The organism is Geodermatophilus sp. SYSU D00766 (genome assembly GCF_054049915.1).
This window is the reverse complement of the sequence record NZ_JBJGYI010000013.1, coordinates 31,642-44,087: the sequence shown is the minus strand read 5'-3', so window position 1 is coordinate 44,087 and position 12,446 is coordinate 31,642. Positions and strand designations below refer to the sequence as shown.

Sequence of the window (12,446 nt, the reverse complement as noted above, 5' to 3'; positions counted from 1 at the left end):
TCGCCGCCGTGGCCGCACCGCTCCCCGTCCCGCCCGGCGGCAGCCGCGGACGCCGCGCCCGCCGCCCCTCCGGCGACGACCGCGAGCGGGCCATCCTCACCACCGCCGAGGAGCTGCTCGGGCAGCGTCCGCTGGCCGACATCTCCGTCGACGACCTCGCGCGGGGAGCGGGCATCTCCCGGCCGACCTTCTACTTCTACTTCCCGTCCAAGGACGCCGTCGTGCTCGCGCTGCTCGACCGGGTGGTCGAGGAGGCGCGCGCCTCCCGGGCCGCGGCGCTGCGGCGGGCCGGCGACGACGTCCGCGCCGGCTGGCGGGGCGCGCTCGAGGCGGTCCGCGACACCTTCCTCGCCCACCGCGCGCTCACCACCGCGGCGGCGTCCCTGCTGGCCACCAGCGCCGAGGTGCGCGCGCTGTGGTCGCAGGTGATGGAGCAGTTCGTCGCCGAGACCGCCGCCGCCATCGAGGCCGAGCGGGCCCGGGGCGCCGCCCCGCCCGGGCCGCCCGCCCGCGACCTCGCCGTCGCACTGAACTGGATGGACGAGCGGGTCATCCACGCGACCGCCACCGGGACGACGCCCGCGCTGGCCGAGGACGACCTGCTCGACGTGCTGCTCACCGTGTGGCTGCGCACCGTCTACGGCGGTGACGGCCCGGCCGCCGCCCCCGGTTGACCGACGCGCCGTCGACCGACTCGACAGTGTGTCGAGTACCGTCGTGCAGGTCACCCCGGCCGTCCCGAGGAGCGCCATGACCGAGCCCAGCACCGCCCGCCACGTCGACGTGCTGATCGTCGGCGCCGGACTCTCCGGCATCGGCGCGGCCTGCCACCTGCAGCGCGAGGCCCCGGGCCGGACCTACGCCGTCCTCGAGGCCCGTGAGGCCATCGGCGGCACCTGGGACCTGTTCCGCTACCCGGGCGTGCGCTCGGACTCGGACATGTTCACGCTCGGCTACTCCTTCCGGCCGTGGACCGACCCGAAGGCGATCGCCGACGGCGCCTCCATCCGCGAGTACGTGCAGGACACCGCCCGCGAGTACGGCGTCGACCGGCACGTCCGCTACGGCACCCGCGTCGTCGCCGCCTCGTGGTCCACCGAGGACTCGCGGTGGACGGTCACCGCCGAGCGCGCGGGCACCGGCGAGACCGAGACGTGGACCTGCTCGTGGCTGTCGGTCTGCTCCGGCTACTACCGCTACGACGAGGGCCACCGCCCGCGGTTCCCCGGCGAGGAGCGCTTCGGCGGGCAGGTGGTGCACCCGCAGCACTGGCCCGACGACCTCGACTGGACCGGCAAGCGGGTCGTCGTCATCGGCAGCGGCGCCACCGCCGTCACCCTCGTGCCCAGCCTGGCCGAGCGGGCCGCGCACGTGACCATGCTGCAGCGCACCCCCACCTACGTCGTGAGCCTGCCCGGCCGCGACGCGCTCGCCGAGAAGCTACGCCGCCGGCTGCCCGACCGCGTCGTCTACCCGGTGGTCCGGTGGAAGAACGTGCTGGTCTCGATGGCGTCCTTCCAGCTCAGCCGGCGCCGGCCCGAGCTGATGAAGCGGGTCCTCGCCAAGGCGGCGGCCAAGGAGCTGCCCGGCAGCGTCGACGTCGGCACGCACTTCAACCCGCCCTACGACCCGTGGGACCAGCGGCTGTGCGTGGTGCCCGACGGCGACCTGTTCCGCGTGCTGCGCGAGGGCCGGGCGTCGATCGTGACCGACCGGATCGCCGGCTTCGACGAGACCGGCATCGCGCTGGAGTCGGGGGAGCACCTCGACGCCGACGTCGTCGTGACCGCCACCGGGCTGAACCTGCTGCCCGTCGGCGGCATGGCGCTGCGCGTGGACGGCGAGGACGTCGACCTGTCGCGCACCGTCTCCTACAAGGGCTTCATGGTCTCCGGCGTGCCGAACTTCGCGATGACGATCGGCTACACCAACGCCTCGTGGACGCTGAAGGCCGACCTGGTCGCCCGCTACGTCTGCCGGCTGCTGGAGCACCTCGACCGCAACGGCTACGCCGCGGCCACCCCGCTCGCCCCGCCCGAGGGCGGCACCGCGCCCTTCATCGGCCTGTCGTCCGGCTACGTGCAGCGCAGCCTCGCGGCGCTGCCGAAGCAGGGGTCCCGGGCGCCGTGGAAGCTGTACCAGAACTACGTCCGCGACGTGCTGCTCATGCGCCGCGGGCCGCTGGAGGACGAGGGCATCCGGTTCACCCGCCCGGTCCGCGAGCCCGCCACGGCCGGCGTCGGCGAGGTGGCGGCGTGATGCGGCCCTACGACTTCACCGGCACCGCCGTCGTCACCGGCGCGGCCAGCGGCATCGGCGCCGCGCTGGCACCGGCGCTGGCGGCCCGCGGCAACGACCTGGTCCTGCTCGACCGGGACGCCGAGCGGCTCGCCGGGGTCGCGGCCGCGGTGCGGGCGGCCTTCCCCGCCCGGTCGGTCGACACCGTGGTCGCCGACCTCGCCGACGCCGGGCAGGTGCGCGAGGCCGGCGAGGCGATCGTCGCCGGACACCCCGGGACGACGCTGCTGGTCAACAACGCCGGCGTCGCGCTGGGCGGGCGGTTCGACCAGGTGACCCTCGAGGAGTTCGACTGGGTCCTCGACATCAACTTCCGCGCCGCCGTCCGGCTCAGCCACGCCCTGCTGCCCACGCTCAAGGCGCACCCCGGCTCCCACCTGGTCAACGTGTCGAGCATCTTCGGGATCATGGCCCCGGCCGGGCAGGCCGCGTACTCGTCGAGCAAGTTCGCCGTCCGCGGCTTCACCGAGGCGCTGCGCCACGAGCTGGCCGACGACGGCGTCGGCGTCACCAGCGTGCACCCCGGCGGCATCGCCACCCGCATCGCCGAGACCGCCCGGGTGGCCAGCGGCGTGGACCCGGCGGAGGCCGAGCAGGGCAAGCGCGAGTTCTCGAAGATGCTGCGCTACCCGGCCGACCGGGCCGCCGCGCGGATCGTCACGGCGGTCGAGCGGCGCCGTCCGCGGCTGCTCATCGGCGCGAGCGCCGCCGTCCCCGACGTCCTGGTGCGGCTGGCACCCGGCTCCTACGGCCACCTCCTCGCCGGGGCGACCCGGCTGGCGGGGCTGCGCCGGGCCTGAGGGCCCGCACCGGGCGATGGCCGTCCACGTCGGCACCTCCGGCTGGAGCTACGACCACTGGGACGGCGTCCTCTACCCGCCCGGGACGCCGCCCCGGGACCGGCTGGCGCACTACGTGCGCCGGTTCGGCACCGTCGAGCTCAACGCCAGCTTCTACCGCTGGCCGCGGACGGCGACGTTCGCCTCGTGGCGGCGCCGGCTGCCCGAGGGCTTCCAGCTGTCGGTCAAGGCACCGCGCGGCCTGACCCACGCCAAGCGGCTCTACGCCCCCGAGGTGTGGGTGGAGCGGATGACCGCGGCCTGGCACGAGCTGGGGCCGCGGCGGGCCGTGCTGCTGGTGCAGCTGCACCCGGCCGCCGCCCGGGACGACGCCCGGCTGGACTTCTTCCTGTCCCTGCTGCCGGAGTGGGTGCGGGTGGCCGTCGAGTTCCGCCACCCCAGCTGGCACGACGACGCGGTGTTCGCGCTGCTGGAGCGGCACGGCGCCGCCTACTGCGTCATGAGCGGCGCCGGCCTGCCGTGCGTGCTGCGGGCCACGGCGCCGTTCGTCTACGTCCGGCTGCACGGCCCCGACCCCGGACACCTCTACGCCGGCTCCTACGCCGACGCCGACCTGCACTGGTGGGCCGACCGGGTGGGGGAGTGGACGGCGCAGGGCCGCGACGTCTACGCCTACTTCAACAACGACGGCCACGGCCACGCCGTGCGCAACGCGGAGACACTGCGCGCGCTGACCGGCGGCTGAGGTCCCCAGCCGCGAGACTGGGGCCGGTTCCCGCCCACCGGGGCGGGCGGGCCGGGGGAGGTGCGCGTGAGCGAGTCCGAGGACAGGCCCCGCGACAGCGGGCTGGTGGCCCGCTCGGTCGAGGAGTTCGTCGCGCAGCTGCGCGGCTTCACCGACCGGGCCACCCGGCTGGCCGCCGGCGCCGTGCCGTCGGGGCTGTCGCTGCCGCGGCTGCCCTCGCCGCCCGGGGCGATGTCGGCTGCCCAGGTGCGCTCGGTCGCCGCGTCGGTGAAGGCCCAGCGGCAGCTCATCGAGGGCCTGATCGGGCAGCTGCAGGCCTTCGACGAGCAGCTCGCCGTCTTCGAGCGGATCCTCGACCCGCTGGTGGAGTGGAGCTCCACCTGGGCGCGGCTGGAGGAGTCCTTCGCCGACGTCGTCCGCCGGTCGCCGACGGACCGGGACACGCCGCCGTCCTGACCCTGTCTGCATGGTCATGCGTGGTCGTGCATAATCTTCCCCGTGTCCAAGGTGCTCACGTCCCTGCCCGTCGGCGAACGCGTCGGGATCGCCTTCTCCGGCGGTCTCGACACCTCCGTGGCGGTGGCTTGGATGCGCGACCGCGGCGCGGTCCCGTGCACCTACACCGCCGACCTCGGCCAGTACGACGAGCCCGACATCGACTCGGTGCCCGGCCGCGCCACCGCCTACGGCGCGGAGGTCGCCCGGCTGGTCGACTGCCGGCAGGCGCTGGTCGAGGAGGGGCTCGCGGCACTGACCTGCGGTGCCTTCCACATCCGCTCCGGCGGGCGCAGCTACTTCAACACCACCCCGCTGGGGCGCGCGGTCACCGGCACGCTGCTGGTGCGCGCCATGCTCGAGGACGACGTCCAGATCTGGGGCGACGGCTCGACGTTCAAGGGCAACGACATCGAGCGCTTCTACCGCTACGGGCTGCTGGCCAACCCGTCGCTGCGGATCTACAAGCCGTGGCTGGACGCCGCGTTCGTCGAGCAGCTCGGCGGGCGCCGGGAGATGTCGGAGTGGCTGACCGCCCACGGGCTGCCCTACCGCGACAGCGCCGAGCGGGCCTACTCCACCGACGCCAACATCTGGGGCGCCACCCACGAGGCCAAGCGCCTGGAGCACCTGGACGCCAGCATCGAGATCGTCGAGCCGATCATGGGCGTCCGCTTCTGGGACCCCGCGGTGGAGATCCCCACCGAGGACGTCACCGTCGGCTTCGCGCAGGGCCGGCCGGTGACGATCAACGGCAAGGAGTTCGACTCCGCCGTCGACCTGGTGCTCGAGGCCAACGCCATCGGCGGCCGGCACGGGCTGGGCATGTCCGACCAGATCGAGAACCGGGTCATCGAGGCCAAGAGCCGCGGCATCTACGAGGCGCCGGGCATGGCGCTGCTGCACGCGGCCTACGAGCGGCTGGTCAACGCCGTCCACAACGAGGACACCCTCGCGGCCTACCACACCGAGGGCCGCAAGCTCGGCCGGCTGATGTACGAGGGCCGGTGGCTCGACCCCCAGGCGCTCATGCTGCGGGAGTCGCTGCAGCGGTGGGTCGGCATGGCGGTCACCGGCGAGGTGACCCTGCGGCTGCGGCGGGGCGAGGACTGGTCGGTGCTGGAGACGTCCGGGCCGGCGTTCAGCTACCACCCCGACCGGCTGTCGATGGAGCGCACCGAGGACCCGGCGTTCGGGCCGACCGACCGCATCGGCCAGCTGACCATGCGCAACCTCGACATCGCCGACTCTCGGGCCAAGCTCGAGCAGTACGCGGCGCTGGGCATGGTGGGCACCGGCCCCGAGCGGGTCGCCATCGGCGCCGCGCAGGCCGCCGCCACCGGGCTCATCGGCGCCATGACCCAGGGCGGCGCCGAGGCGATCGCCGCCCGCGGTGGCCCGGCCGGCGACGACGAGCTGCTCGACCGCGCCGCCATGGAGGCCGGCAACGACTGACGCCCGTCCCGCGGGTCTCGTCTCCTCCGCCGCTGTCCCAGAAGGCGGCTTCTGAGACACCCAGGCGCGGACTGGTCGGCAATCCGCGCCACGGGCCGGGCCTGCGATTCACGACTGGCTCGCGCAGGAGTCGAGCAGTTGATCGGCGTACTAGTGGTACGCGATGACCGACCACAGGTGGCGGCGAAGAAGCCGCCGCCGCCCGGCACCCGCTGGTCAGTCCTCGACTGCCCCGTACACGACCGACCGGAAGTCGGCCTCGGGCAGGTCGAAGCCGACCATGTGCTGCGTCATGAGCACGCCGACGATCTCCTCGACCGGGTCGACCCAGAAATAGGTCTTCGCCGCACCAGCCCAGCCGAACTCGCCGGGGGAGCCGGCCAGCGCGGTCTGGCCGATGTCCATGGCGACGCGAGAGCCTAGGCCGAACCCGTAGCCGGGCGCCGGTATGCCCCCTAGCACGTACGGGAGCAGTGCCGGGGTGAGATGGTTCGTGTGCATCAGCTTGAGTGTCTTGCGCCCGATGATGCGGCTGCCGTCCTCCGCCTTCCCCGTGAGCAGCATGTTCGCGAAGAGCAGGTAGTCCGAGGCGGTGCCGAACAGGCCGTGGCCGCCGCGCTGAAAGACCTCCGGCGTGTCGCTCGGGTAGGTCGATTCCACCTCCCGGCGGCCGAGATCGCCCGTGGCGAACGCCATCGCGAGCTTGCTGAAGGTCATGTCCTTGCCGACGATGTCTGGCAGGCCGTACATGGCGGCGAGGCGGTCGCGGGCTGACTCGGGAACGCCGAAGGCGGTGTCGGTCATGCCGAGTGGCCCGAACAGGCGCTCCTGGAGGAAGTCCCCGAGCTTTCGGCCTGAGATGACCTCGATGAGACGGGCCGCGACGTCGATGCCCACGCTGTAGTGCCACTGCGTCCCGGGCGCGAAGGCGAGCGGGAGCGTCGCGAGCTCGTCGACGAACTGCTCCAGCGTGCGCGTCGGGTCGTTGCAGATCCGGTGCTCGCGGCACTGCTCCGCCACCGGGAAGTCCTCGAGAAAGTCATAGGTGAGCCCGCTCGTGTGGGTGAGCACGTCGCGGATCTGCATCGGGCGCAGCGGCGACTGGTCCTCGAGCGTCCCGCCGGGCCCGGCGATCTTCGTTGCCCCGAACGCCGGAATCCACTTGGCGACAGGGTCGACGAGCTGGAACCTCCCCTCCTCGAAGAGCGTCATCAGCGCCGTGCAGATGATCGGCTTGGTCATCGAGTACAACCGGTAGATCGTGTTCTCCGCCAGGGGCACCTCTGCTTCACGGTCCTGCCAACCGACCAGTCCGGCATGGATGAGCCGGCCGCGGCGTGACACCAGCGTCGCGAAGCCTGGATAGCCGCGCTCGTCGACGTACTTCTGGAGCGCAGGCGCGATGCGCTCCAGCCGGTTGGCGCTCATCCCCACCGATTCCGGAGACGACAGCCGGGATTCAACCTGTGTCATGGGTGACTCCTTTGAACGGGACGGGCGCCGACCATATGTCGCTGGCTCCACCTCGAACAGGCTGGTTGACTAAGGAGTCGTTGCGGAAGTGCGCCAGTGCGTGGTCGGCGCGCGGCGCCACGGGCGGTTGACCTGCGTGGCCTGCCGACGAGCTCGGTCGGCATGGACTTCCGCAACGTCCTCTAAGGGCTGTCGCCGAGCTCGCACCCGTCCGGCCTGCGGGGCAGGCGTCACCGAAGCCTGTCCCGGAGGGGTCGCTCAGGGACACACCGATTGGTGACGCCGCTGGCCGCCGGTACTCGGTCACAATCGAAACGTCGACGGGGTCGCTGGCCCGTCGGCCTTGGCCGCGGCCTCGGCGCATGGGTTGCCCCGCCTGGCTCATGCGTCCGTTGTGGAGGGGAACTGCCCGTTCGAGTCGGGCCCGTGCAGGCAACCGGGTGGGCGCCAAACCGCCCACCCCGGCCAATATCGGTGTGTCCCTGAGTGGGCCGCTTGAGGACGCCGGCCTGACTGGCCTCGAAGGCGGCTTCACGGACAGTCCGCTGTGCACGTTCCAGTAGACGCCCGAAGCGACTGTTCTTCCTTTCTCGGTCCAGGGCGCGGCGGCGCCGGAGAATGTCGGACAGCAGAGGTGCTCGCTTGCTCACTTGGACGCGGCGAGGCGGGTCGATCTTCTGCTCCTCGCCTAGCCTTGCCCTTTCGGCGACGCTACCCGTGGCCACCACGGGACCTTGGCCGTCGACACACGCCGAGGAACAGCGCGTGCCGACGGCTAGGATCGCGGGAGAAACCGGTAGAGGCTCCTCAGCCGATGCCCAGAGCCTCCGGGATCAGTTGGCAGAAGAGCTCGAATTCGCTCTCTGCCTGAGGGTGCGGGCCGTGGACCACCACGATGTGCTGCTCGACAAATTCCCCGTCGGCGTCGAGCGTCCCCTCGAACACGATCAGGCCCGCGTCAAGCGTGATCACCCCGCCGTTGGGGGTGCGGAACTGCTCGGGCAGGCCGGTGACCGTGTCCGTGAATGACACGGTTCCGTCTGGGTTCTCCACGCCGTGGCTGACGAACCGGTTAGCGAAGTGCAAGATGACGCTCTGTCCGGTCGACTCCGCGGTTAACGTCTGGGTGCCGTGAGCGGTCACGAAGATGTCCAGGCCGTCATCCGCATGGACGGTTCCCCGGACGTCGAAGGTGACGGTGACCACCTCGCCGGTGCCGCAGAAGTTGTCGTCGGTGTCCGTGCCGGTGTCGTGGAACCGCTCGACGGGAGGCGCTGCCTGCGCGAGTGGGACCACCCCGAAGGCAAGGACGCAGGCGATCATTCCGACAATGAGGGCTGAACGACGCATTGTTTCTTCCTCTCCTCCGCCAGTCGGGGCCAGCTGTGGTGAGCAGGAAGCGAGAGCCCCGCCGTTGAGCGGACGGCAAGGACCGCCGCGATCAGCCGGAGAATGCCTCCGCCGGGCGGCGTGCAGTAGGGAGGTGAGCAGCCCTCGTTTCCAGCTGGAACTTCGACTCTGACGCTCCTGGTTGCCTGGCGTCGACCGCACACTTGACCCGGCTTCTGACCGGAGTCAATAGGGACCACGGCGGCTCACATCATGCTGGGGGCAGGTCTTCCTGTCGTGCTTCTGCTGGCCGTCCGGTAGGCACTCCCTGATGGCGGCGCGCAACTCGCCCAACCGCTCGACGTCGCCGCGCGGTCTCGCGCCCAGGCGCGATAGCGGCGTCGACGCGCAGCTCTCGACGCTGCCAGGCGACCCCTGGTTGGCCGGATGGCGAGGGTGTCCCTCAGTGGGCCGCTTGAGGACGCCGGCCTGACTGGCCTCAGAGGCGGCTCCAGAGACGGGCACGCGACCGATCATCCGCGGAAGGCAACCTCAGCTCGGCCCTCCGATGGAGAAGTTGGCGTCACCGTAATCGCCTTGTCGCTTCCCGCACTGTCGGCATAGGCGCCCCAAGGCTCCATGGAGACGCTCGTCGGAGGGATGCTCCGTGACGTACGCGTGCAGCCCGAGTCGGCATCTCAGTGGCTTCTTCGTCACGGCGCTGAACCTAGGGAGCAGCCCTTGCCGATCGCAGTGCCCTTGGTCCCCGTCCGCTGGGCGGGTTCCGACAACCTGGACGCTGGGGATCCGCGTCGGGTGCCTGCCTCATGGTGGGCCGCGTTGGCACATGGGCCGGACTCGCGGGAGGGCGGCCGATCGGACAGCCGGAGAAAGGGATCACGGTGCGGCCTCCCATGGCTTACCACGGGGTCATCTCGTACAGATGTCGCCGGGCGGTTGCCGGCGGACGGTGCGTACAGGCTCAGAACGCACGCGCCACGATGACGGTGAGAACCACCGCTGTCAGGGCGGCCAAGGCGAGAGCAGCGGCGAGCGCGACCGGGTGCCGGATCCCGGCGCGGGACTCTCCGGGGGCGTAGTCGCGGACGTGGTTGTACCGGTCCAGGACGAGGGCCACCACTCCCACGGGCACAGCCGTGGCCAGCAAGCCGATGCCGATCCACGCAGTCGTCGACTGCCGCTCGACGTCCCAGTACATGCCGCTGTCCGGCGCTGCTGCGGCGATGAGGTAGAGAAGGCCGAAGAGCAGCAGGACCCAGCTCAGGCCCGCAACAGCGCGCGGGATGTCCTCGCGTCCCCTCACGGCATGTCTCATGGCCGCCGTCCTCACCAGTCAGCGCACCTGGTTCCGGAAGACTCAGGCTATGCCCTCTTGCGCGCCTTGTGAGGCTCGGCCTCACCTGGACAGGCCTGCAGCGCTCTGCCCCCAACCTGGCAGCCATCGGGGACCGTCGTCCGCCGTAGGTACGAGCACCCGGAACGTCATGCGACGTCACCGGCCAACGCGTCCGCTCCGCGACTCCTGAGCCACGGCTGTCCCTGAGTGGGCCGCTCAGGGACACCGGGGCGCCCGCCGTGAAGGCGGCTTGGGGACGCCTGATCCAGGGAGGAATCCTCCCTGGGAGGACGACTCCGACGCGTGACGGTCAGACAGTGGCCGGCGCAGGGGCTTGGGGCATCAGGCCGATCTGGGTGAGGTAATCGGCCATGTTGTAGTACAGGCGTTCCTCGGCCACCTTCCCGTCGCGCAGCCGCCCGATCGACAGCCCCTGGATGCGGAACTGGCGGCCGGTGTTCGGCAGACCTCGTGCCTTGTCCTCTCGGTCGTTGGTGCCCGACATCGTCCACTCGGCGGCGTACATCGCATCAGTCGCGAGTATGAGTTCACCAAGATCGATGCGGTAGTCGCTGGAGAAGTTCTCCGCCGTGTCCACAATCGACTGGCGGACGGCATCGGCCCCTTCCAGGCGTTCGCCCAGTCCCTTGTCGTCCCGGAGGACGTCCTCAGTCATGCAGGCAAGGACCTTGGCCGGGTCGTGGCTGTTCCATGCCTCGACGTAGATGCGCATCCAGGTCGGGATCCCCGCGGTCTCGGTGCCAGCTGCCATGGTGGCCACCTTCTTGTGAGCGGTGCACCGGGCCCCGCGGGGTCCCGCGGGACCTGGGCCTGCGGACGCAACCCTGGCACCGTTCTGCGGCCAAGAACACGGGTCACAGCGGCACCCCGGTTCACGAGGCGCGTCTCTCACCCTTCGCATCCGAGGGTCGGCGAAGCGGGGATGGGAGACGCATCGGATCTTGAACCGTGCAGAGGAACGCCAAGACCCACCTGCGCCTCGACGCAGCCGTCCGCATCGCGTCACTCCTGCGTCCCGACAATCCTTTGCCCCTCAGAGGTGTCTCATAGTGGGCCGCTCAGAGACACTCCCGCCGGCGCATGACCGAGGCCGGCTCCAGACACACCTGCCTTCGAAGCGAGCCTGCCCGTCAGCGCACTCGGACGAGCACCCTGCCGGCGGCGCGGCGTTCGTCCAGTTCGCGGATCGCTGCGGCGGCGTCTCGCAGCGCGAAGAGCGGCCCGAGCGGCGGGTCGATCGCGCCGGACTCGATCAGCGGTACCAGCTCGCGCCACTGCCGGCCGGGACAGTCGGGTTCGTCGGCCCAGAACTCGGCCGAGGCCACGCCCAGCACGGACGTGTTGGTCAACAGCAGCCGGTTGACCTTCACGGTGGGGATCTCGCCGCCGGTGAAGCCGAGGACGAGCAGCCGGCCCTCCCGCGCCAGCGACCGCAGGGAGTCGGTGAACCGGTCACCGCCGACCGGGTCCACGACCACGTCCACCCCGCGGCCCCCCGTCAGCCGGTGGACCGCGTCGCGGAAGCCGCCGACGGGCACGACGTCGTGCGCTCCAGCCGCCCTGGCGACCTCCCCCTTCTCCGGCGTGGACACGACCGCGATCACCCGCGCGCCGTAGGCCGCGGCCAGCTGGCAGGCGGCGGTGCCGAGGCCCCCGGCGGCCCCGTGCACCAGAACGCTCTCGCCCTCCTCCAGTCGAGCGCGGCGGGTCAGCGCGAAGTGCGCCGTCAGGTAGTTCAGCGGCAGGGCAGCAGCCTCGTCGAAGGGCAGGCCGTCGGGCAGCGGGAACACCAGGTGCCCGTCGACCGCGACGCTCTCGGCGAGGCCCCCGGTCATCGGCATGGCCGCGACGCGGTCACCGGCGCGGAAGCCGCCGGCGTCCGCCCGCACCACCCCGGACACCTCCCACCCGGGGGTGAAGGGCACGTCCGGACGCCGCTGGTACAGGCCGCGGGTCTGCAGCACGTCCGGGAAGGTGACACCGGCGTACTCGACGTCGATCAGCACCTGGTGCGACGCCGGCACGGGGTCGGGCCGCTCCTGGACCTGCACCGCGTCCGGCCCGGTGAGCGCGGTGATCACCGCAGCGCGCATGGCTCACGCTAGAGCGAGCACGAGCCGGCTCACCAGGGCGGAGCCCCACGAGCCCGTGCCGGGCGTTCCCGCGGGAACGTCGTCGAGGGTGCAGCCCCGCGTCACGTCTCCGTGGGAACGCCGGACCGGCGTCGCACCCCGACGGCCGGCTGTGCCGCGGTGTTCCGGCTGCTCGGCCCGGGGTAGGGGCTGCGCCCCGACCGTCCGGACCCGGACGGCGACCCCCGACCGGGAGGCCGGCATGGCGGCGAAGAGCGGCAAGGGCAGCGACACGGCGAAGAAGGCCAACGCCAAGGCGGAGAAGGAGGGCGAGAAGAACCCCCGCAAGAGCTCGGCCGCCCAGAGCGAGCTCGGCAAGAAGGGCGGGAAGAGGTCCTGAG

The 12,446-nt window shown here is 71.7% G+C and carries 12 protein-coding genes; 7 read left to right on the top strand and 5 right to left on the bottom strand.

All coding sequences use genetic code 11. The annotated features are described in order from the left end of the window. Positions 1 to 8 precede the first annotated feature (8 nt). From ACI8AD_RS12100 to argG, 6 genes are all read left to right on the top strand, one after another. Complete coding sequence (locus ACI8AD_RS12100; RefSeq protein ID WP_456870770.1) at positions 9 to 674, top strand: TetR/AcrR family transcriptional regulator; 666 nt, start codon at positions 9 to 11, stop codon at positions 672 to 674. A 76-nt stretch (positions 675 to 750) separates the two neighbouring features. Then, positions 751 to 2,259 (top strand): flavin-containing monooxygenase, encoded by a 1,509-nt coding sequence (locus tag ACI8AD_RS12095; protein ID WP_456870769.1) that lies wholly within the window; start codon positions 751 to 753, stop codon positions 2,257 to 2,259. Then, positions 2,259 to 3,098 (top strand): SDR family NAD(P)-dependent oxidoreductase, encoded by an 840-nt coding sequence (locus ACI8AD_RS12090; RefSeq protein WP_456870831.1) that lies wholly within the window; start codon positions 2,259 to 2,261, stop codon positions 3,096 to 3,098. Before ACI8AD_RS12095 ends, ACI8AD_RS12090 begins: the two co-directional genes overlap by 1 nt. Positions 3,099 to 3,114: 16 nt before the next feature. Then, positions 3,115 to 3,843: a DUF72 domain-containing protein gene (locus ACI8AD_RS12085; protein ID WP_456870768.1), complete on the top strand. Its 729-nt coding sequence runs from the start codon at positions 3,115 to 3,117 to the stop codon at positions 3,841 to 3,843. A 66-nt stretch (positions 3,844 to 3,909) separates the two neighbouring features. Then, complete coding sequence (locus tag ACI8AD_RS12080; protein WP_456870767.1) at positions 3,910 to 4,299, top strand: hypothetical protein; 390 nt, start codon at positions 3,910 to 3,912, stop codon at positions 4,297 to 4,299. A 42-nt stretch (positions 4,300 to 4,341) separates the two neighbouring features. Then, positions 4,342 to 5,793 (top strand): argininosuccinate synthase, encoded by a 1,452-nt coding sequence (gene argG, locus ACI8AD_RS12075; protein ID WP_456870766.1) that lies wholly within the window; start codon positions 4,342 to 4,344, stop codon positions 5,791 to 5,793. Between the two features lie 216 nt (positions 5,794 to 6,009). On the opposite strand, the gene ACI8AD_RS12070 is transcribed toward argG, so the two are convergent. The 5 genes from ACI8AD_RS12070 to ACI8AD_RS12050 all read right to left on the bottom strand — a co-directional run bounded on the left by ACI8AD_RS12070 (position 6,010) and on the right by ACI8AD_RS12050 (position 12,066). After that, positions 6,010 to 7,266, bottom strand: a complete 1,257-nt coding sequence (locus ACI8AD_RS12070; RefSeq protein WP_456870765.1) for a serine hydrolase domain-containing protein — start codon at positions 7,264 to 7,266, stop codon at positions 6,010 to 6,012. 807 nt (positions 7,267 to 8,073) lie between these two features. Continuing rightward, on the bottom strand, positions 8,074 to 8,616 hold the full coding sequence (locus ACI8AD_RS12065) for a hypothetical protein (protein WP_456870764.1): 543 nt from the start codon (positions 8,614 to 8,616) through the stop codon (positions 8,074 to 8,076). A gap of 961 nt (positions 8,617 to 9,577) precedes the next feature. Further along, positions 9,578 to 9,919 carry a hypothetical protein gene (locus ACI8AD_RS12060; protein WP_456870763.1) on the bottom strand — a complete coding sequence of 114 codons (342 nt, stop codon included), beginning with the start codon at positions 9,917 to 9,919 and terminating at the stop codon, positions 9,578 to 9,580. A 343-nt stretch (positions 9,920 to 10,262) separates the two neighbouring features. Then, positions 10,263 to 10,724 (bottom strand): ester cyclase, encoded by a 462-nt coding sequence (locus ACI8AD_RS12055; protein ID WP_456870762.1) that lies wholly within the window; start codon positions 10,722 to 10,724, stop codon positions 10,263 to 10,265. Between the two features lie 379 nt (positions 10,725 to 11,103). Continuing rightward, positions 11,104 to 12,066, bottom strand: coding sequence for an NADPH:quinone oxidoreductase family protein (locus ACI8AD_RS12050; protein ID WP_456870761.1), 963 nt, complete (start codon positions 12,064 to 12,066; stop codon positions 11,104 to 11,106). Positions 12,067 to 12,307: 241 nt separating this feature from the next. Here ACI8AD_RS12050 and ACI8AD_RS12045 point away from each other — a divergent pair, with 241 nt between their 5' ends. After that, positions 12,308 to 12,445 (top strand): hypothetical protein, encoded by a 138-nt coding sequence (locus ACI8AD_RS12045; protein WP_456870760.1) that lies wholly within the window; start codon positions 12,308 to 12,310, stop codon positions 12,443 to 12,445. Position 12,446: the final 1 nt, after the last annotated feature.

Bases quoted from the DNA above. Each gene is read 5' to 3' on its own strand.
- ACI8AD_RS12090 (WP_456870831.1), top strand. From the start codon at position 2,259: ATGCGGCCCTACGACTTCACCGGCACCGCCGTCGTCACCGGCGCGGCC.
- ACI8AD_RS12065 (WP_456870764.1), bottom strand. From the start codon at position 8,616: ATGCGTCGTTCAGCCCTCATTGTCGGAATGATCGCCTGCGTCCTTGCC.
- ACI8AD_RS12055 (WP_456870762.1), bottom strand. From the start codon at position 10,724: ATGGCAGCTGGCACCGAGACCGCGGGGATCCCGACCTGGATGCGCATC.
- ACI8AD_RS12050 (WP_456870761.1), bottom strand. From the start codon at position 12,066: ATGCGCGCTGCGGTGATCACCGCGCTCACCGGGCCGGACGCGGTGCAG.
- ACI8AD_RS12045 (WP_456870760.1), top strand. From the start codon at position 12,308: ATGGCGGCGAAGAGCGGCAAGGGCAGCGACACGGCGAAGAAGGCCAAC.
- ACI8AD_RS12095 (WP_456870769.1), top strand. From the start codon at position 751: ATGACCGAGCCCAGCACCGCCCGCCACGTCGACGTGCTGATCGTCGGC.
- ACI8AD_RS12085 (WP_456870768.1), top strand. From the start codon at position 3,115: ATGGCCGTCCACGTCGGCACCTCCGGCTGGAGCTACGACCACTGGGAC.
- ACI8AD_RS12070 (WP_456870765.1), bottom strand. From the start codon at position 7,266: ATGACACAGGTTGAATCCCGGCTGTCGTCTCCGGAATCGGTGGGGATG.